At 46.6% G+C, this 18899-nt stretch carries 16 protein-coding genes and 1 pseudogene; 4 read left to right on the top strand and 13 right to left on the bottom strand.

Annotation, left to right across the window (positions count from 1 at the left end; all coding sequences use genetic code 11):
• Positions 1 to 86: 86 nt before the first annotated feature.
• Complete coding sequence (locus tag AB1I49_RS02295; RefSeq protein ID WP_316610823.1) at positions 87 to 872, bottom strand: hypothetical protein; 786 nt, start codon at positions 870 to 872, stop codon at positions 87 to 89.
• Complete coding sequence (locus AB1I49_RS02290) at positions 865 to 1758, bottom strand: ATP-binding cassette domain-containing protein (RefSeq protein ID WP_316610822.1); 894 nt, start codon at positions 1756 to 1758, stop codon at positions 865 to 867. Before AB1I49_RS02290 ends, AB1I49_RS02295 begins: the two co-directional genes overlap by 8 nt.
• Before the next feature lie 439 nt (positions 1759 to 2197).
• Here AB1I49_RS02290 and AB1I49_RS02285 point away from each other — a divergent pair.
• Both AB1I49_RS02285 and AB1I49_RS02280 read left to right on the top strand, forming a co-directional pair.
• Positions 2198 to 2305 (top strand): annotated as a pseudogene (locus tag AB1I49_RS02285) (AbrB/MazE/SpoVT family DNA-binding domain-containing protein); the annotation flags it as partial.
• 224 nt (positions 2306 to 2529) lie between these two features.
• Entirely contained in the window at positions 2530 to 4224 is a 1695-nt protein-coding gene (locus AB1I49_RS02280) for a hypothetical protein (RefSeq protein ID WP_407721288.1), read from the top strand.
• Positions 4225 to 4292: 68 nt separating this feature from the next.
• On the opposite strand, the gene AB1I49_RS02275 is transcribed toward AB1I49_RS02280, so the two are convergent.
• From AB1I49_RS02275 to AB1I49_RS02250, 6 genes are all read right to left on the bottom strand, one after another.
• On the bottom strand, positions 4293 to 4634 hold the full coding sequence (locus tag AB1I49_RS02275) for a multidrug transporter (RefSeq protein WP_316610813.1): 342 nt from the start codon (positions 4632 to 4634) through the stop codon (positions 4293 to 4295).
• A gap of 9 nt (positions 4635 to 4643) precedes the next feature.
• Positions 4644 to 5369, bottom strand: a complete 726-nt coding sequence (locus AB1I49_RS02270) for an SWIM zinc finger family protein (RefSeq protein WP_316610814.1) — start codon at positions 5367 to 5369, stop codon at positions 4644 to 4646.
• A 3-nt stretch (positions 5370 to 5372) separates the two neighbouring features.
• Positions 5373 to 7964 (bottom strand): DEAD/DEAH box helicase, encoded by a 2592-nt coding sequence (locus AB1I49_RS02265; RefSeq protein ID WP_407721287.1) that lies wholly within the window; start codon positions 7962 to 7964, stop codon positions 5373 to 5375.
• Positions 7965 to 8374: 410 nt separating this feature from the next.
• Positions 8375 to 8716: a multidrug transporter gene (locus tag AB1I49_RS02260; RefSeq protein WP_407721286.1), complete on the bottom strand. Its 342-nt coding sequence runs from the start codon at positions 8714 to 8716 to the stop codon at positions 8375 to 8377.
• Between the two features lie 13 nt (positions 8717 to 8729).
• Complete coding sequence (locus tag AB1I49_RS02255) at positions 8730 to 9482, bottom strand: DUF6904 family protein (RefSeq protein ID WP_407721285.1); 753 nt, start codon at positions 9480 to 9482, stop codon at positions 8730 to 8732.
• Positions 9482 to 11350, bottom strand: a complete 1869-nt coding sequence (locus AB1I49_RS02250) for an AAA family ATPase (protein ID WP_407721284.1) — start codon at positions 11348 to 11350, stop codon at positions 9482 to 9484. The genes AB1I49_RS02255 and AB1I49_RS02250 overlap by 1 nt, the downstream gene beginning before the upstream one ends.
• 490 nt (positions 11351 to 11840) lie before the next feature.
• Here AB1I49_RS02250 and AB1I49_RS02245 point away from each other — a divergent pair, with 490 nt between their 5' ends.
• Positions 11841 to 13154, top strand: a complete 1314-nt coding sequence (locus AB1I49_RS02245; protein WP_407721619.1) for an ATP-binding protein — start codon at positions 11841 to 11843, stop codon at positions 13152 to 13154.
• A 56-nt stretch (positions 13155 to 13210) separates the two neighbouring features.
• Here the strand turns inward: AB1I49_RS02245 and AB1I49_RS02240 are convergent, their stop codons facing one another.
• The 3 genes from AB1I49_RS02240 to AB1I49_RS02230 all read right to left on the bottom strand — a co-directional run bounded on the left by AB1I49_RS02240 (position 13211) and on the right by AB1I49_RS02230 (position 15916).
• Positions 13211 to 13759, bottom strand: a complete 549-nt coding sequence (locus AB1I49_RS02240) for a hypothetical protein (protein ID WP_407721283.1) — start codon at positions 13757 to 13759, stop codon at positions 13211 to 13213.
• Between the two features lie 198 nt (positions 13760 to 13957).
• The gene (locus AB1I49_RS02235) at positions 13958 to 15166 is read right to left on the bottom strand and encodes a hypothetical protein (protein WP_407721282.1); all 1209 of its coding nucleotides are present in this window, start codon (positions 15164 to 15166) and stop codon (positions 13958 to 13960) included.
• A 21-nt stretch (positions 15167 to 15187) separates the two neighbouring features.
• A complete protein-coding gene (locus AB1I49_RS02230; RefSeq protein WP_407721281.1) occupies positions 15188 to 15916 on the bottom strand; it encodes a hypothetical protein in 729 nt (242 codons plus the stop codon).
• Between the two features lie 212 nt (positions 15917 to 16128).
• Between AB1I49_RS02230 and AB1I49_RS02225 the strand changes: the two genes are divergently transcribed.
• On the top strand, positions 16129 to 16830 hold the full coding sequence (locus AB1I49_RS02225; protein ID WP_407721280.1) for a hypothetical protein: 702 nt from the start codon (positions 16129 to 16131) through the stop codon (positions 16828 to 16830).
• Between the two features lie 118 nt (positions 16831 to 16948).
• Here AB1I49_RS02225 and AB1I49_RS02220 read toward each other — a convergent pair whose 3' ends face one another.
• Entirely contained in the window at positions 16949 to 17452 is a 504-nt protein-coding gene (locus AB1I49_RS02220) for a DUF6548 family protein (protein ID WP_330055815.1), read from the bottom strand.
• Positions 17453 to 17488: 36 nt separating this feature from the next.
• Entirely contained in the window at positions 17489 to 18880 is a 1392-nt protein-coding gene (locus AB1I49_RS02215) for an RNA/DNA-binding domain-containing protein (protein ID WP_407721279.1), read from the bottom strand.
• Between the last annotated feature and the right edge of the window lie 19 nt (positions 18881 to 18899).

Here is an 18899-nt window from a genome sequence, read left to right as displayed (position 1 = left end):
AACGACTGCTGAAAATCAAGTGAAAACAAGGCGGCAGACACCACCCGAATGAGTTTTGTCTGCCGCAAAAAAGGTATTACGAATTGTTACTTGATATCTCTTGTGTTGAATATCCTGATCGTGAGTGCGAAGAACAGCGCTATGCATACAGCCGACACGATAACAGTGTTGAGTACGCCTGTGTTAGCGGATACGTTTACAACGCCCATCAGACCGTCGGGCATGTACATCGCAAGGTTGAAGCCCTCTGTCTTGAAGATGTTTGTTACCGCGCTGCTCAGTCCCATGTAAACCAGACCAAGCGTGCCTGTGCCGAAAATCACGCCGACGATCGCCGCGAGGGTCTTGTTTCTCACGCCTGTTGTCAGAAGCAGCAGGATCGAGCATATCGCCATGCTGAGGAGCCACTTGAGAAGGAGCGTCAGTACTCCGTTCATAATCAGCGGATCAGCCTCTATCGTGTATGTTCCGAACGCGGAGCCTATAAGGTTGCCGAGAACCATTGAGAGCGACGATACAGCGATGAATATTAGATTATGCACGCCGATCACGGCGACCTTCGAAACTACAGTGTCGCTCTTGCGCGGGATCTGTCCCGCGATATTCTTGATATAGCCGTTAGCCATGTCGGCGTACGAGAAGCTGACCATAGATATGAACACCGCAATGATCATCCACGGAATCGAGAACGGGTTCGCGATGATATCGGACAGCTTTGTAACCGACGCCTCAGCACCCGGCGCAAACATCTTTGTTAGAAGCGGTATTGCCGTCAAGATAACGATATTCAAAAATGCCACTATACCCATGGTGATATAAAACACCTTTGATAAAAAAAGTCTGCGTAAATCCATTTTAATAAGATTAGCCATTATGTGCACCTCCGGTCACGCTGAGGTAATAGTCCTCAAGCGAAATGTTCTTGATGAATATTTCCTTTACGTCAATGCCGCTGTTTACAAGCAGCCTGTTGATCTCTGCGGTTCTGTCTATCGCGTTGTCGACGCAGACAGCGCCGTCGCCGTTAATCTTTGTCTGAGCAAAGCCCGCATTCCTTAATACCGCGAGCGCGCTGTCGGTGCTTTGTGTATTAATGACAACGTGCTGCTCGCAGCGGCCGGACAGCTCGTCGATCGAAAACTCGTCGAGCAGTCTGCCCTCGTGGATAATGCCGTAGCTGTCGGCCAGCTTTCCCAGCTCGTCAAGGATATGACTGGAAATCATAATGGTAATGCCCTTTTCCTGCCTCAGCTTTTCAAGCGTCTGCCTAACTTCGACGATACCCTGCGGGTCAAGGCCGTTGATCGGCTCGTCGAGTACGATCATCTTCGGGTCGCCTACCAGCGCGAGAGCTATACCCAAACGCTGACGCATACCGAGCGAGAACGATCCCGCGTTCTTCTTGCCTGTGTTTTCAAGTCCTACCGTTTCGAGAAGCTGCTGAACATATTCCTTTGTGTAGCAGCCCATTCCGATACATTTGAGCCTGAGGTTCTCCTGAGCCGACATGTTCGGATATATTCCGGGGCTTTCTATCAGCACTCCTACGCCGAACTTATGCTCGCCGTACATCTGATATGTGCCGCTGGTTGGCTTTGACAATCCGCTTATCATTCTCATAACGGTAGTTTTACCGGCGCCGTTTCTTCCGATCAGGCCGTAAATCGAGCCCTCGCGAATGTGAATATTTATATCCTTTGCGGCGTCCTTCTGTCCGTATGTTTTGGTTAAGTTTTCGGTAGTGAGAATATATTTCATAGCTATCTCCTTTTCTGTAGGGTTATTTCCTTGACTGTAGCTAAAGTATATCACACCGAGTATAACAAAACCGCAACAAATATCTGTTATTTAAAATTATTTTCTTAATACATAAATTACAGGCATTCACATTGATTCGTGTTATCCCATTTCATTGCGCTTCCCGAGGTTAAAGCGACACGATTTGTGCTTTCGTCCATCGACTGGATCATTCCCCGGGCGGCATCGCCTTTGATCAAAGCGAAAAAACGATAATATTATCCAACAAGTATTCAAAAACTCACGTATAACACTAATCAAATAAATAATTTCTGTGCTTTCAGCATGTCGATCACTTTCCAATTTTCTCCAATGCTGAAAGACACGCATAAAAATTTTTCTATTCCAAACAATAATCTTGCAAAACATTTGCTAAATAATTCTTTAAGGAGATTTGGATATGAAAGCTACCGGAATAGTGCGGCGTATCGACGACCTCGGCAGGGTGGTTATCCCCAAAGAAATCAGACGAACGCTGCGTATCCGCGAGGGTGACCCGTCACAGATAACATTGAAAAACTGGCAAAAATTCTGCTTTGCTGTGTTGGACTTGCACAACAGAATGGGTTGGAGGTAGTATATATTGACGAAGGAATACTCGTCAGCGGTGTATATCCGCAAGGGGTATAAAACAGGCTCGGTGTAATTTCTGTTACGCCGAACCTGTTTTTCGTTGTAATTCACGTCATTAGGTGCTATACTGAATCTAAAGATTTCAAAAAAGGGTGACAAATGATGAATCTACCGCAATTTCTGAAAACGATTGATGAAACGACTTCAAAAATGACAAAGGAGGAGCTTGCAGAAAGCATCCATCATATCGCGCGGACCTTGCCTGAGGAACGCAGGGATTGGTTAGTGTCCATGTTAAGCGATGATTATATTGAGGAGACTGGAACCGAAGAAACGGTTCCTGATGATTTGTATGAAGAGCTTGCCAAAATCATTTCGGGTGAATACCGTCTTGATTCCGAATATAACGAAGAGTGGGACGATTGGTATGCCTCTGACGAGCCGGATTTCCTCTTTGAAGACAACGACGACCTGCTTTCTGTCATTGAAGACGCCGGCTCGGAGCTGCACCGGCTCATTGCCTGCGAAGAGTACGAACAAGCCCGCCGTATCGGTCATATTCTGCTGATTTTAGAAGTTCAGGCAGACGGGGAGTATTCGGATTACAATGACGATACACTGAATATTGAGGATCTCGAAACGTACGACCTTGTGGATTTTTCAGCAAAACTTATGCTGTTGGATATTGCCTGCGCCGTCTACTTTACATCTTCGGGACAAGAGCGCGCCGCAGCCTTATATCGGGTCGGAACGCACTTTAACCATTTCGCGGGCTGGACGCTGGAAGAACTGATGCAGCACTCTCCCAAGGAACTGCCCGACTTTGATGCATTTCTAAAGGACTGGATTCTTTATCTTCAAACCAAAGAGGATCCTGCAGCTGACGATTATTTAGATGAAGCAATGGAAATGCAAGCTGATCCGGTGAGCGCTTTGGAAACAGCGCGTCAGTCTGTTAAGCTTCACCCCGAGCTGTATTTAAAGGTGCTTTCCTTGCAGGACAATGTCGCAGCAAGGTTAGAAACCGGGTTGGAGGCTCTTGGCAGCATCGACCCTAATGATATTGTGCGAAGCGAAATAGCCTTGCAAACTGCAGAAACCGCGCTCAAACTCGGCAACGCTGAATGTGCTGCATACTGCCGGACAGAGGCGTTCCGTTCAAACAGCACCGCCGTAAACTATCTCCGTGCTTTAGTGAATCACCCCGATTATGAGAAATGCCTTGAAGAATTACAGTCAATGATTTCTGACTATCACGAACAGCATTTCAAAAGTTTTCTTAAGCACAACAGGCTTGGAGAGAGTACCGTCAGATTCAGCCGTTTTTTAAGCGGTGAATTTCAAAACGCTTATGCGGATTTGTTTATGCCAAACAGCAGCTATGATTCAGGAATCTTTCTGCAAGGAGCCGCGTTGATCGCCCTGTTTTTGTATCCTGACGGTGCAATCCGTGAGGGCGGCAAGGAAATGCTGCGCATTCTCGAAACCGCTTTGCCATTCCATGCAAAAGAATATGTCAAAGGACTTGGTATAAGCGAGATTTCAGATAATACCGATATGTTGTGGGATTGTCTGCAAAAATGCCGCAGCCATACGCCTTTGCCCGACCGCGAAAGCGCGTTAGATATTCTGCAAAAGCACTGCGCACAGTACACAGCCAACGTGATGCAATACAATCTGCGTAATGATTACGCAACATGCGCGGCATACGCGGCAGTTATCGGCGAAATCATGGAATCCGAGGGCAGGATATCGTCCAAAAACGACTATCTGTTGAATTGGAAGCAGCAGTATTCCAGAAGAACGGCTTATCATCGGGAATTGCGTAACTATGGGATGATAGACAGGAAATAAGAATAAAAATTTATAAATCTGAAAATTAACAGGCTCCGCACGACGGCAATTCTGTGCAGAGCCTGTTTTTATTCATCACGATATCTTCTGTCAATTTCGAGCCATACATGGATATTCTCACGAAGGCTTTCGCTAAACTCTTTTAAGTCGTCCTCGGAAATCGTTTCCTCATAAATCAGATTGATGATAAGCTGAAACATATTGGAACGGCTTACCCCTCTCGCCAACACGCCTGTGCGCCGCTTATCCTGTTTGATTCGTTGATCAAGCTCCCAAAATTTATCAGACGCCTGCCTGTCGCTGCTGAGCAATTCGATATATTCCTTTGCGAGCCGCTCCATATACGCTTCCTGCCAGCCGGGCAGCAGCTTGCGGAACAGCTTCCAATCCTTTTCGATTACCTGATACATGATTTCCTCCTACAAAACTCCGAACAAATCTTCCAATCTTGTATCCCGAATGATTCTGTCGCTCGGCTTATCGACGTTTGCGAGCATGGATTCCACGCGGCTTGAGATAACCACGTCCACGAATTTATTGGTATCAACGCCGCGCAGTGAAAAGAACAGCAGCGGTTCCTCGTCGAGCCTTGCGCCGACGCCGTAAAGGGACGCCGCAACATGCTTGCACATCACCGCCCAGTCGGGGCAGGAGCAGGAAAAGGAGATTTCACGCGGCTCGGGGAACAGTCCGCCATCCTCCAAAAACACGTCCTTCAGTTCCTTCGGGAAGTCGCCGTTCACGAGCTGGTCAAGCGTTTCCACGCGCGTTTCGCACTTGCCGGTGATTTCCTCAATGCGCCGCTCCGACAGCGGACTGATACGGATTTCCACCTTGTAGGGTGTTTTGCGCGTACCCTGCACACGTGCCTGGATTTTACCCTTTTTGATTTGCAAATCGATCACCGCGCCCGTGCGGACATAGCGTCTGCCGCGCGGCAGTCTGGTATCGAAATCGGCGTAACGCTCAAGATTCTGACACCACGCCTTGCCCCACCAGCTGTTAGCGATCTGCCTTGATTTGATCACGATCGGGTGCAGCGTCTGCCCCTTTGCTGCCGCTTTTTTCCGCGTATTCTTCGCGTTTTCTTTCAGTTCCTCCTCGGTGGGCTGAGGATAGTTCATTTCATTCCAATACCGCGCCATTTCTTACGCCTCCAATCGCAGCAGCTTCATCAGCTCGTCGTTGCTCATCTCGGTGATCCAGCTCTCGCCGCCCGCGCCGATGACATTCTCGGCAAGCTCCTTTTTCGAGGAAATCAAAGCGTCAATCTTTTCCTCGACAGAGCCTTTGCAGACGAATTTATGCACCATCACATTTTTGTCCTGACCGATGCGGAACGCGCGGTCGGTCGCCTGATTCTCCACCGACGGATTCCACCAGCGGTCAAAATGAATGACGTGGTTCGCCTTTGTCAGATTCAGCCCGGTGCCGCCCGCCTTGACGGAAAGCACCAGATACGGCACATAGCTCTCGCTCTGGAACCGCTCGACGATTGCGGTACGCTCCTTGACGGGAACGCCGCCGTGGATCACCCCGCCGCGTCTGCCGAATACCTCGGCGAGATAGTCGTCCAAATGTCCCGTCAGCTCCCTGAACTGCGTGAACACCAACACACGCTCGCGCTTTTCGGCGATCGTCTGCGCCAGCTGCTTGAGCAGCTCGAACTTGCCGCTCTGCGCCGGACTGTACTCCTCGGTGCCGAGGTACTGGTCGGGATGGTTGCAGATCTGTTTGAGATGCAGCAGCAGGGCAAGCACAATGCCCTTGCGCTGCAAGCCGCTGCTTTCCTCCACCTTCTCCGCAGTTTCTGCGAGCAGCTTGCGGTAAAGCACCGCCTGCTTCGGAGAAAGGGGGACATAATCGATTTGCTCCAGCTTGTCGGGCAGATCGGAAATAATTTTTTTATCAGTCTTAACACGCCGCAGCAAAAACGGCGCGATCATATTTTTCAGCTTCGCGTAGCCCTCGGGATTCTGCTCCAACCCGCGGCAGAAATTGCGGAATTCCTCCATGCTGCCGAGCAAGCCCTTATTGAGAAAATCAAACAGCGACCAGAGATTGGAGAGGTCGTTTTCGATCGGCGTACCCGTCATGGCGATCCGCATACGGCTATTGAGCTTTTTGATTTGCCGCGTTTGCTTTGACGCAGGATTCTTGATCGCCTGCGCTTCATCTAAAATAATGCAGTCCCACGTCACATTTTCAAGCGTTTCAATGCTCATCGCCATGCGGTAGGTAGTGATGGTCAGGAAAGCCTTTGACGCTTCCAATCTGTCTGACAAAACGGGAGCGTGCGCGCCGTGCAAAATTTCAAGCGATAACGCGGGCGCGAACCGCGCCGCCTCCTTCTGCCAGTTACCGAGCAGAGAAGCAGGCACAATCAGCAGCACTCTGCCCTTTGGCTTTTGCGCTCTCAGGGCTTCCAGAAAAGCCAAAATCTGAACGGTTTTGCCGAGTCCCATATCGTCCGCTAAACACGCGCCGAAGCCCAGCCGATTCATTTGTAAGAGCCACTGATACCCTACCTCCTGATACGGACGCAGCTCACCGCTGAAGCCGTCGGGAACGCCGACGCTCTTCTGTTTGCGCGGATTGCGCAGGCTCTTCAATAAGCCGCCCAGCCATTTTCCGTTGGTGACGACGGGCGCGTCGTCCTCGTCTTCGGGCGCGGTTTTGATCTCAGAACGGAGAGCGTCGAGCAGCGTAATATCGCCGTCGTATTGCTTCATATCGGCGAGCAATTTTCTCAGCCTTGCGTGGTTGACCTCGATCCACTTGCCTTTTATAAACGACAAGCCCTCGGTCTGTCCGAGCAGATCGCGGATCTCCTGCTCCGTCAGCGGAACGCCGCCGACCGTGAGCGACGGCGCCATATGTAATACCGCGTCCAAACCTAACAGCGAGGGCTTATCCTCACCCATCTTGACTGTCATAGCGAACGCGCTGTAGCGTTTCTTCCACCAGTTTGGAATACGACAGAGAATACCGCAGTTCTCCAGCGCGGGAACGTCATTGAGAAATTGATACGCTTCGTCGGCAGTGAAGCGCAGCGGATGGAACAGCTCGCCGCTTTCCATGAATCCGCCAATCAGATCGGATACCTCCGCCGCCTTGTTCAGGCAGGACAGCAGCTCCAAGAGCTTTGACCGCTCGTCGCGGTACTCGGTCAGCGCGTATTGCAGCGGCACATGGCGCACGCGTCCGCCGTCGCCCTTTGTGGCATAGGTCGCCAGAAATGCGAAGGGAAAATCCTCCTCATCGCTCTCCACCAAATGAAAAAAGACGCGCTCGGGGACATGAAGCTTCTGGCTTTTCTCCGCAAAATAAAGCGACACCTTACCGGGATAGCTTTTGATTTGCTTTGCGAAAACCGCCAGCAGCTTGCGGTACTGCCGCTTGATCCACGCTCGCGTAACAAATTCCGCACCTAATACAAACGGTACGGAATCGAGCAAGATTTCAATTGTTTCCTCGTTCGGCACAAGCTCCGTTTTCTCTCGGCTCAGCTCCAAGCCCGAGGTGTTGACAAGCGCCTCAGTGAAGCTTTCCGCCACCTGATACAGAAACATGCCCGCCGCATCAAAGCACTCCGGACGCTCCCGAAATGCCAGCTCATACAGCGTCTCATACGATGCTTTTGCGAATTTTTGAGCATATTTTTGAGCTTCCTTTTCCGCATAGACAACGTCGTCCATGCGGAAACCCTCTTTTGTCAGCAAAAACTGTATTTTTTCCATTCCTAACCCACACTAATTACTATTTTTTTACCGAATTGAACTTTACAAGTTCCTTTTCGGTATCTTTGATTATAGTATACTTTATTATTTTAAACAAAGCAATACAGTTCAAGAATTATGTTCCAAAAGCTTATATTATTACCATATATATCCATTATTCCGACCCGTCACTGATAACATTGAAAAAATGGCAAAAATACAGCTTTGCTATGTTGGATTTAGCCAAAAGAATGGGATGGAAATAGTACATATCGACGGAGGAAAATTGAAATATACTGAGTATCCGCAAGGGGTATAAAACAGGTTCGGTGCATTTCAATATGAACGCAAAGCAGAACGAAAAAATTATTACATCGTTTTGACCTGTAAAGCTACAACAGGCTCGGCGCATTTTGCACCGAGCCTGTTTTTTAGCTTCCGAAATATCTGCGGTCAATTTCTTGTCTTGTTTTTATCGTATCCCGCAAATCCTCACTGAATTCTTTTAAATCATCTACCGTAATTGCTCCTTCATACATCAAGTCAATAATATGCTGAAACATATGTGAACGGCTTATGTCTCTCGCAATCACGCCGGTACACTTCTTATCGTCCTTGATTCTTTTATCAAGTGCCCAAAACTTGTCCGATGCCTGCATGTCGCTGCTGAGCAATTCAATATATTCCTTTGTCAGCCGCTCCATATATGCTTCCTGCCATTCGGGCAGCATTTTGCGAAACTGTTTCCAATCCTTTTCTTTTACCTGATACATAAAATCCTCCTGACTACCATTCTATCTCGTCCGGATACTGTATATCGGTTAATTCGATTTCATAATATGGTACACCGCATACTCTTGCAAATTCATAGACACCATCTTCCAATGCATCATAATCTGAGTTGTCAAACAGAATTTTCTCCGATATGGTAGCAAGATAGGTTTTTCTTTTCTCAGGCGCACGTTTAAGATACTTTACATTTTGAATATCTACCCACTGCGTACAAAAGTTGTTGTAATAACGCTTCATAAGCGTGTAGCTGTATCTGTCTTCCAATGCTCTGTGTATCTTCTTAAACCGCTTTTCGTCTATCGTGCGCTGCAAAGCGTTGATGATTAAGTTCCGGAAATAGCATACAAAAGCTATATCATCCGGCAAACGATCCAAGAGCTCGTCCTTTGTTTCGGGATGATAAAATAACCGTTCAGCGCCTTCCTGACGCAGATAGCATAGGCTCCCTGAGGACAATCTTACAAATTCATCCAATACGCCATAGATAAACACCATCTCAGGCCACAGATATTCAAACGAAAACACTTCATCTCCGTACTCAATTTTACCTCTGTTTCTGTCTCCCTGATAAGCATGACGGATATCATAGCATAAACCCAATACACGAATCCTGCACGCTTCAAATTCCGGATAGCTTTCTTCTTCACCGATAACATTTGTCAGCGCGTCATATAACGCGTTCAAATCCCAATAGGTTCCGCTGACCGTCACGCCTGCCAAATTTTCTGTTGTCTTTACCGATAGCATTATTTCATCTCCGATTCCGAACAAATAGCTACATTCTTACCACTGAACGCTGCGCCATACCTAAAGATCGTTGTTATGCCGTGCGTTTTCATTTCCGTATCATATTGCCTTTCATTGATTTGATTCAGCGCCTCCTGTGCCAAAGTATCCAATTGTTCTTTCGACAGATCTTTTTTCGATTTCAACTCAATCAAAACACCCGGTCTGCTGTTATTCTTCGGCATCAGTTGAATATCAAATCTTCCCTCTCCCGATTCCCTGTTAGATGTCACGTAGTATTGATCGTCAAATATTGCGCATATACCGAGAAACAGACCGTGAAAGAATAGTTCTCCGACGGTGTCAAAGCTGCTTGCAGACTGTAAAAGCAGCTTTCTTAATTGCTGCTGCAAGCGTTTTGAATCATTTGTATAAATTGCTTCCTGAATTTCAACTGCTGAAGACTGAGGAACAATAGCGTTAAGTTTTTGAAGTATTTCTTTATTATATACTGCTTTGATTTCTTTATTAGGCAGAGAAATATCGCATAGGAAATCACCGCTTGAAGAAATCTCCGCATTTTCCGCCTTCAAATAACCGGCTACTAACAAAAAACTGTAAATCGATGAAGGATTGATCTTTATTTGAGGATAAATGACGCCTGTATCAATTAATGCTCTAAATTTGTCGCCCTGCAACAGTTTTTCCAATCGTTCATAAATGCTTTCATCCGCACAGGCTATTACTTCCGAAATGATTTCATTACTTCCTGTCGACTGCCAGAACGCGCGCGGCTTACACCCGTTCTTAAAATAATTGATAACCGACCACGGATTAAAAATCTCTGTATCACCGAAGCGATACCCGTCATACCATTCGCATAACTCCGTCATTTTATCTTTTGCAGAGTAATACAATGCCATCTGCTCAATATCAGATTTTGTAAAACCAAAATACTGACTGTAGCTTTCATCAAGAATAGAATTGACAACTAAATTATTAAGTCCGCTGAAAATACTCTCCTTTGCCACACGAAGAATACCAGTTAAAAAACCAAAAGCTAACGCGGGATTATCTTTTAATCCACCCGAAAATAGGTTTCGCATAAAATCAACGACTTCATCATAAAAGCCTTTGGAATGTCCCTGCTGGATTGGAATGTCATATTCGTCAATAATAATAATCGCTTTTTGCCCGTAATGCCGATACAGCATTCTCGACAGAACATCAAATGCGCCGGAGAGCGATACAATATCTGCCTCTCGCTCGGCAATTTTCCGATATTGCTTTTTATCCATTTCACTGCATTTATCTGAATTTGCCAATTCAAAATGACGTTCAAATTCTGTGCCGATCACTGCTTTTAGCATTTCAAAAGTCAGATCCCACGAATCAAATTTGATATCCTTAAAGGAAACAAAAATCACAGGATACTTGCCCTGATAGCTCCGATAGCGTTCTCCGCAATTCCATATAGCTTTATCTTGAAAATAAACAGAAGTATCTTCATCACTATGCTCAAAAAATGTTTTTAGCATATCCATGTTCAATGTCTTACCGAAACGCCTCGGACGCGTGAATAACGATACCATAGGACGTTCATCCAAAAAGTCCTTGATCATCATAGTTTTATCGATATAATAGTATTGTGTCGACGCCACGCGATATTCGGAAACACCAACCGGCAAAGGGAGCTTTTCTTGCTTTAGCTTGTTTGGCTGTTTTTTATATCTGTTGTCCGCAGGCTTTGGCGTGTCAACAGGAATCAGCCACGATTTACCATCCTTAACCGCACCGGGGATTTTCCCTTCGCGACAGAGCTTTGTGATTCTGCTGTCAAAAATATTCCATCGCTCCGATGCTTGTTTTACTGTCATCATTTCAGCCATACAATTACTCCTTAGTTTAGATTAAGATTATTATACCCTATCATTCAGAATAATACAAGCGCTTTTCGGAATAATATAAAATATTTTCAGAACAATATAGTTAATATTCAGAACAATAAACCTAATATCAGATTAATAGATTCTATTGTTCAACATAAATCAGCTCTATTGGTTTACTTTGAATTTCCATATATATCCATAATTCTGACCCGTCACTGATAACATTGAAAAAATGGCAAAAATACAGCTTTGCTATGTTGGATTTAGCCAAAAGAATGGGATGGAAATAGTACATATCGACGGAGGCAGTTTTTATCAGTGTGTATTCGAGAGGGGAAATTATTATTAATATTGACAGGCTCGGTGTAATTTCTGTTACGCCGAACCTGTTTTTCGTTGTATTTTTTGTTGTGATTTAAAAATATTCGTTGTATTTTTTGTGATTTGGCGTTATACTAATAATAATAGATTTACAAAAGGTGTTGATGATATGTATCGCTCTGCAATTGAAAAATTAAAGAAATGGAAAGACAGTTACTTCCGCAAACCCTTAATTATTGAAGGTGCGCGTCAGGTTGGTAAGACATGGCTGATGAAGGAATTCGGAAAAGAATGTTATAAAAAGACTGTCTATATCAACTTCGATTCCAACAGACAAATGAGGGAATTGTTTTCCTCAGATCTGAATATAGAGAGAATTATCATGGGGCTGGAAATTTATTCCGATATAACGATTACACCCGATGACACGCTGATAATCTTTGACGAGGTGCAAGAGGTTCCTGCCGCTCTCAGCAGTCTTAAATACTTTTATGAGAATGCTCCGCAGTATCATATTATCTGTGCCGGATCCTTGCTCGGTATCGCTCTGCATGAAGGCACTTCTTTTCCTGTCGGCAAGGTGGATTTTCTCAAGCTCTATCCCCTGTCGTTTGACGAGTTTTTATTGGGAACCGGTTACGATAAGCTTTACAAGTTACTCAACAGCGGCGACTATGCACTTATCAGCTCTTTTTCCGAGCAGTTTATTTACCTGTTGAAGCAATATTATTTTATTGGAGGTATGCCGGAGGTTGTTCTGCGTTTTTCGCATAACAAAGATTTCAACGAGGTACGCGAAGTGCAAAAACGAATTCTCGAAGCATACGAACAGGATTTCTCCAAACACGCGCCGTCGGAGATTGTCCCGAAAATCAGAATGGTATGGAACAGCATTCCCTCACAACTCGCCAAAGAAAACAAAAAATTTATTTACGGCGTTGTGCGCGAGGGTGGCAGAGCCAAGGATTTTGAAACAGCGATTATGTGGTTGTGTGACTGCGGACTTGTTCACAAGGTCAGCCGCATTACAACACCGAATCTTCCGTTGAAAGCCTATGAAGATTTAAAAGCATTCAAGCTGTTTTTGCTTGATGTAGGACTGCTCGGCTGTATGTCGGGAATCAGTAAAAGCGTTCTCCTTGACGGCAACGATATGTTCAAGGAATTCAAAGGAGCATTGACAGAACAATATGTCCTGCAACAGCTGAAAGCCACCTCTGATTTTGGTATCTACTACTATACCAACGACCGCAACAGCTGTGAGATCGATTTCCTGCTCGACGATGGTGAAAAAGTCATTCCGTTGGAAGTCAAAGCGGAAGAAAACCTCAAAGCTAAAAGTCTGAAAATCTATCGGGAGAAATACAAGCCGGCGCTCAGTATCAGAGCTTCAATGGCAAATTACCGGGAAGAAGATGATGGGCTGGTAAATGTGCCGCTGTATATGATTAATTCAATAACATTTTCTAATATTTCAAATTAAACACTTACTAAAACAGCAAACAGGCTCAGTGTGCTTTTTTACGCTGAGCCTGTTGTTTAGTTTATTGAACGAAAATTTTTAGAGGTCGCGTCAGATTTTCCGCTGAGTTGAGCGGCGTATTTGCGAACGGTATTGCGGTTAAAGTTGATTGTCGTAACCCGCTTCACGTCGCATTTGTATGAAACCTGATTGCCGTCGTTATTGAAGCGATAGCCGACGCCGCTGTTCGTCTCGGTGACTTCCTTGCTCTTGATGCGTGCCATGCGGCGGAATGTCTCAGCCAATCTTTGACGGTAGCGGTTCAAGCTGATCTCGCCGTCCAAATCAAGCAGAAGGTTATACTTTACTTTGTTGATTGCCTCAGACAGTTTTTCTCTTTGGTCGAGCAAATACACCGCAAACTCAATCATCTCATTGAGCTGGCGGTAATACTCTGTGTCGGGAATCACAGTGACAGTTTCGTTTTCGGCTTCGGGATTTGCCTTTTTGTAGAGATAGGTACGCTTTGTGAGCGTGACACACTCCTCGTCATCAAGGATGTTCTCAGCCTTCTCTATCAGGTATTCAAGCCTGTTCTGAAATCTAAACGCTTCTTTCAAATTCATATTCATCACTCCTTCATCTGTTATGTCTTTATTGTAAAGCATAATAAAAGGAATGTCATTAAACCTGTGGTTTAATACGCTCACGAGATTTAGCGCAAAACAGCTCGGCGCATTTTCTGCTGCACCGAGCCGGTTTCATTGTTCGTTATTTTAGAATATTCACTGCCACCGTTGCTGTTCTTTTGTTTTTCTTTCCGTTCACTGCTTGCGGATAACGCCTGTAATCACGCGTCCGCAGTAGCGGCATGAATAATTCTCGGTGACTGCTCCGACGATCGGTGCGCCGCAGCCGGGACAGCGATCCTTGACGATCTGCTTTGCGAGCGCTATCCTCAGTACGCCGCCGTGCATCTCGGGCGTACAGCCGCGCAGATAGCCCTCCTTGATGGCTTCCACAATATTCTTATACCGCTTTTCGGGGGAAATGGTGCTGTAAGAGTACTTCTCTCTTTGCATCCTGTCAAACTCCTGCAGGCTTATAAACGGCTTTAACCATTGCGCGAAATCTCTCGCTAAACTTTGCGAGTGTTCAATGTTTGACATGCGGGAAAATGTTATCGGGACTGTCAGTACGATCGCCGCGAGGGCAAACGCGAAAAAGATGATCGCATTCAGCAGACCCGACTGGAACAAACTGAAAGACGTCATACTGCTGCTGAACATATCCCTGAAATACGGCTCGTTGTTGTAATTGTTGACCATCGTCAAAAATACAATGAGAAAAATCAGGAAAAAGAACAGCTCGATGCCGAAGCCGACGGCGTATCCGATGCGCTTGGGTTGAAGCGGCGAGCCCTCGTAATAGGCAGGGTTATAGGGCTTGCGGGTTGTGTTGTCGTTGATGAAGTAGACCCGCTGACCTGACACGACCTGCGCGGTCAGATCGGAGCTGCCGCAATACGGACACCGACCCTCAAAGTACACGCGCTTTTCCATCCAGCCGCCGCAGCTGCGGCAGGAGCAGGTGACGGTCTTGCTGTAAAGCTCGATGATCTCCGGGTAGCGGTAATTTACTGTTTTGATCACGCGGAAATTCTGCATATACAGCGGTCTCAGCCATCTCAGACGGCTTTGAATCTGCTCCGGCGTTTTGCCCGTTACCTCGGCAAGCTCCGCGAAATCGACATAGCCGTTCAGATCGCCCTCGAAATATCCCGAGAAAAAGACAGCTTCATTTATCATCATACGCGATATTCTCGAATATACGATCATCGAAACTCCAAAGACGAAAAACACAAACGCTGCGATCAGACTGCCGGCGCGGATAATCGATAAAAAATCGCCGTGGAGTCCTACGACCAGCTGCGTCATCAGGGAGAATGAAATTGAAGTGAAGGTCACGCCCAAAATCAGCAGGATAACGTTTTTAACTTTTAAGAATTCAATCAAACCGTTTTTCAGATACATAAGGCATTCTCCAAGGCTGAGTTATTTCTTCTTCCTTGATTTGTAGGCGTCCTTGATGAACTGCTCCACACGCTCGTTTTCTTCCTTGCCGAAGTTATCGGCTATAAAATTCTTGTTGAACATTTTGTTGTACCGGTCAAAGGTGTACTCGACATCCGTACGCCTGCCCCTCATAAGCTCTCCGCTGTGGTTGTGATAGAGAAAATCATAATAAACCGTAAAGAAAGCGGCGATCTCGCGGTCAAGGCTATTGTCAAGAAAATGCAGCAGATAGCAGTCGCAGTTATTGACGACAGCGTTGGGCTTTGTGAGCTGCCCGATCTGCGTTTCACCGTCATAGAAGGAGACGACCTCCTTCTTGCCCGCTTCCTTGCGATAACCGACTATCAGCCTTCCGCGCCATTCCAAAACGAGCTTGGATTTCGCTACGCCGGTCTGCTCAAAGTAAAAGCGTCCGACGATCTGATTTTCGCTGTTGAGCACGGAATAACGGCGCACCTGCTTTGCGCCCTTGAACAGCCAGCTCATCGGAATCGCAGAAGCGACGAGGTTTTCAAACACATTATAGTCAGTAAACAACAACAAACGGTTGAAAGCGTCCGTCAGAATGAGCCTGCGGACTTCGTCGCCGCCGACGGGCGTTCCGGGCTTAAAGAACGGAGATGAGGCTCTGTACAGAAGAAGTCCGTTTTCTAAAATCTCAAATTGATTTCTGCCGTTTGAAACGACCTGATTGACCTGCATTATCATATATTATACATCCTTTTAACACTTGATTTTATTTGAAATAATCTTATCACAAATCATGCGAAAAATCAATCAAAAAACAGGCGGCACGCTGTTGAGTATCCTGAGGAGATGTTTCCGCAAAACATTTTGATAGATCGGTTGAATATTGCAGTTTTCCGTGTTATGATATAATTGTTAAACAAGCTATCGCAAACAAAAAAGGAGGAATATTTATGTTACTGAAAAGAATACTGAGCGCGGCGCTTGCAGCCGCAGCGATCCTGGCGTTTGCCGGCTGCGGAAAATCGTCAGACAGCTCCTCAAAGGCAGAGAGCTCACAGACCGAGACACAGCAGCAGACTACCGAGCAGACAACGACTGCAAAGTCCGCGACCACGAACGCGTCGGCTGACAAAACGGCAGAAAAGCCCGTGCCCGGCAAGCTGTATGCCCTGAATCAGGACGAGGGCGACGCTCCGGCGATCTCCGCTTTGAAACTGAACGGCAATCAGGTCGGCACCGAGGAAGGCGTTAACGGCTGGAAAGCGTCCGCCGATAAGATCCGCTTCGTTTTTGAGCAGAGCGAGTGGATAGAGCTGTATCCGCAGACCGAGCTGACAAGCGGTCTGGCGGCATATCTCGTACCTCATTCCGATGACGCCGCGACCTATACCGACACATTCGTCGCCGCGCTGAACGACGACACACCCAAGACCGAGCTGACAAAGCCCGAGGAGCAGGGCGCTGCATGGGGCTCCTTCTACGCTCATCCCGAGACGAATGCTCCCGGCTATTACGATCTGATAATCACATCAGGCATGAAGCCCGTCGCGATGGTCATGGTCAGGATCTACCCTGAGGGCGGCTTGAGCGATTACGACGACGCAAAGTTAGAACAGCTCATGAACAATGAATCGTCAGCTGCTATTCAGTAATCATTCCGGGCGTTGACCCGTCATGACCCACTTTCCTCTGAATCAATTCGTTTGTATCCGCAAAGAGAATAAAACAGGCTCGGTGTAATTTCTGTTACGCCGAGCCTGTTATGTTTGATTAAATATGAGGTAATCCTATGATAAACCATAGAAAGAAAATAAGAAGTAATACGAACACCGTAATGCACGCAATTGCAATCAATCTCTTTTTTGTTTTATGTTTTGGCGTTAATTGCTTTTTCACAGCTTTTGTATTGATATCAACAGCATAATCCTCGAGTGTATCCTTTTCAAGATGTCCTTTTCGTTTAATCTGATAAACATTCGCCAGCGGATCCTGCTGCGTGAGTAATCTGTTGTGAAAGCGTTTGAGTGACTCAACATCTGATAGAGTACATTCTGCAAATCCGGTATCGTGAACAATCTTATTTCTAACCCAACGAAGATGATTAAGCGTTTTATAGTCATTTTCCCAACCAAAAATCTTTAAACGAACAGACATTGGTGTTAATTTCATTTGTTCTATGTAGGCGCTGACGCCCTTCTCTTCATGCAGCATATCACGGCAAATGGCATCCACAAACTTATATTCTTCCAAGAATTCTACGTCAATACTGTTCATCTTATCCTTCTTTCAACAAGTACCAAGGCTTCATTCTTATGCCTTCAAAAGATACATCCCGTTTTCCGTAAGGGCGACAATCCCTTCCTCAATCAAATCATCAAGCAACTTTTTCGTATTGGACGGCTTCACTCCGAGCAATTTTGTCAGCTCCTCAAAACTGCCCTCCGCATGGTCGGTGAGGTAGTCGATGATCATCGCTCTTTTCAGGGCGGACTTCATCTCAGCATTTTTGCCCTCCTGCTTGATTCTCGTCACCTTGTCGCCGCGCTTCATCAGCGGCAGCAGAAATTCGATTCGGTTCGGATGAACTGTCTGCTTGATTGTCGGCTCACTCCAACCGTGCTGCTTCCATGTGTAGAAGATATTCGGGATACCGCTGCCCGCACTGTCGCCGATGTCAATCAGATTGAACATCTTCATCAGCAAGCCGTTTCGCGGGTCGGAAAAGCCGCCGCTTTTTGCCGCCGCGACCTCGATGCGAAAATCTCCCGGGTTTGATAGGACGATCCTGTCCTCACGTCGGATGATTACCACGCCGCCTTCGCCGTAATAATCGGCATTGACAAGACAGTTGGCAAGTGCTTCTCTTGCCGCCATACGCACCGAATTGTCAGGCAATATCAGCTTTAATCTGCCGTAAACAGCTTCGTAAAAATCAAATACATTGCCGCTCCAGTCGCCCGAATCGGACACAAGCTGATAGTCGGCTTCGCGGTAATCGAGCGAGTAGTTCGGATAGTTCTGTCTTATAATCTCCGAGGTGCCAAACATCAACAGACCTGCGGCGGTCGGGTGACGTATGCCCTGCTCCCCAATGTTGACGGCTCCGATTTTAAAAAGGAATTCCTCATCGTCAAGAGTTTCCCAGACGTGATTCGGGTGGGATTCATGCACCCGTTCTCGGTATTTGTGCACGCTCTCAAAATCCAGTATGCTCACATCGTACTGCTCTAACTTCTGCATATCCTGCGTCGCATATGCCGCGTCGCGCAACATCGCCTGATACTCCTCCTGCGTGCAGCGGTAATCGCCCTCACCGCTGCGGCGGTAGGTGTTCACGGGATTGCCGTCAACATACACGGGCTTATAAAAACGCTCCGCACGCGGCACTGTGATGACGATGATGCGGTCGCCGTTGACCTCCTCGATTCTCACGTCATTGGCGGAGAGAATATTCACGCTGGTGAGTTTTGGGTTGCGTACAATCTCCCAGAATTCGCTCACAAGCTCCTCGGGGTCGGGCAGATTGACCGAATGAAGCGTCTTGTCCTTATGCTCCACCACGCCGAGCAGAATGATTCCGCCAAACGTATTCGCAAAGGACGAGTACGTCTCCCAGATGCTGTGCGGCAAACCACCGAGAGCGCGCTTCGCCTCGATACGGTTATTTTCACGGTATTGTTCAAGATGATTCAGGTCGATCATTCTGCCTCACCGCCATTCA

Source organism: Ruminococcus sp. NATIVEDY160 (assembly GCF_045819885.1).
Classification (GTDB): domain Bacteria; phylum Bacillota; class Clostridia; order Oscillospirales; family Acutalibacteraceae; genus Ruminococcoides.
The sequence above is the reverse complement of the archived record's forward strand: the minus strand, read 5'-3'. Positions and strand labels throughout refer to the sequence as shown.

Bases quoted from the DNA above. Each gene is read 5' to 3' on its own strand.
- AB1I49_RS02295 (WP_316610823.1), bottom strand. From the start codon at position 872: ATGGCTAATCTTATTAAAATGGATTTACGCAGACTTTTTTTATCAAAG.
- AB1I49_RS02290 (WP_316610822.1), bottom strand. From the start codon at position 1,758: ATGAAATATATTCTCACTACCGAAAACTTAACCAAAACATACGGACAG.
- AB1I49_RS02280 (WP_407721288.1), top strand. From the start codon at position 2,530: ATGATGAATCTACCGCAATTTCTGAAAACGATTGATGAAACGACTTCA.
- AB1I49_RS02275 (WP_316610813.1), bottom strand. From the start codon at position 4,634: ATGTATCAGGTAATCGAAAAGGATTGGAAGCTGTTCCGCAAGCTGCTG.
- AB1I49_RS02270 (WP_316610814.1), bottom strand. From the start codon at position 5,369: ATGGCGCGGTATTGGAATGAAATGAACTATCCTCAGCCCACCGAGGAG.
- AB1I49_RS02265 (WP_407721287.1), bottom strand. From the start codon at position 7,964: ATGGAAAAAATACAGTTTTTGCTGACAAAAGAGGGTTTCCGCATGGAC.
- AB1I49_RS02260 (WP_407721286.1), bottom strand. From the start codon at position 8,716: ATGTATCAGGTAAAAGAAAAGGATTGGAAACAGTTTCGCAAAATGCTG.
- AB1I49_RS02255 (WP_407721285.1), bottom strand. From the start codon at position 9,482: ATGCTATCGGTAAAGACAACAGAAAATTTGGCAGGCGTGACGGTCAGC.
- AB1I49_RS02250 (WP_407721284.1), bottom strand. From the start codon at position 11,350: ATGGCTGAAATGATGACAGTAAAACAAGCATCGGAGCGATGGAATATT.
- AB1I49_RS02245 (WP_407721619.1), top strand. From the start codon at position 11,841: ATGTATCGCTCTGCAATTGAAAAATTAAAGAAATGGAAAGACAGTTAC.
- AB1I49_RS02240 (WP_407721283.1), bottom strand. From the start codon at position 13,759: ATGAATTTGAAAGAAGCGTTTAGATTTCAGAACAGGCTTGAATACCTG.
- AB1I49_RS02235 (WP_407721282.1), bottom strand. From the start codon at position 15,166: ATGTATCTGAAAAACGGTTTGATTGAATTCTTAAAAGTTAAAAACGTT.
- AB1I49_RS02230 (WP_407721281.1), bottom strand. From the start codon at position 15,916: ATGATAATGCAGGTCAATCAGGTCGTTTCAAACGGCAGAAATCAATTT.
- AB1I49_RS02225 (WP_407721280.1), top strand. From the start codon at position 16,129: ATGTTACTGAAAAGAATACTGAGCGCGGCGCTTGCAGCCGCAGCGATC.
- AB1I49_RS02220 (WP_330055815.1), bottom strand. From the start codon at position 17,452: ATGAACAGTATTGACGTAGAATTCTTGGAAGAATATAAGTTTGTGGAT.
- AB1I49_RS02215 (WP_407721279.1), bottom strand. From the start codon at position 18,880: ATGATCGACCTGAATCATCTTGAACAATACCGTGAAAATAACCGTATC.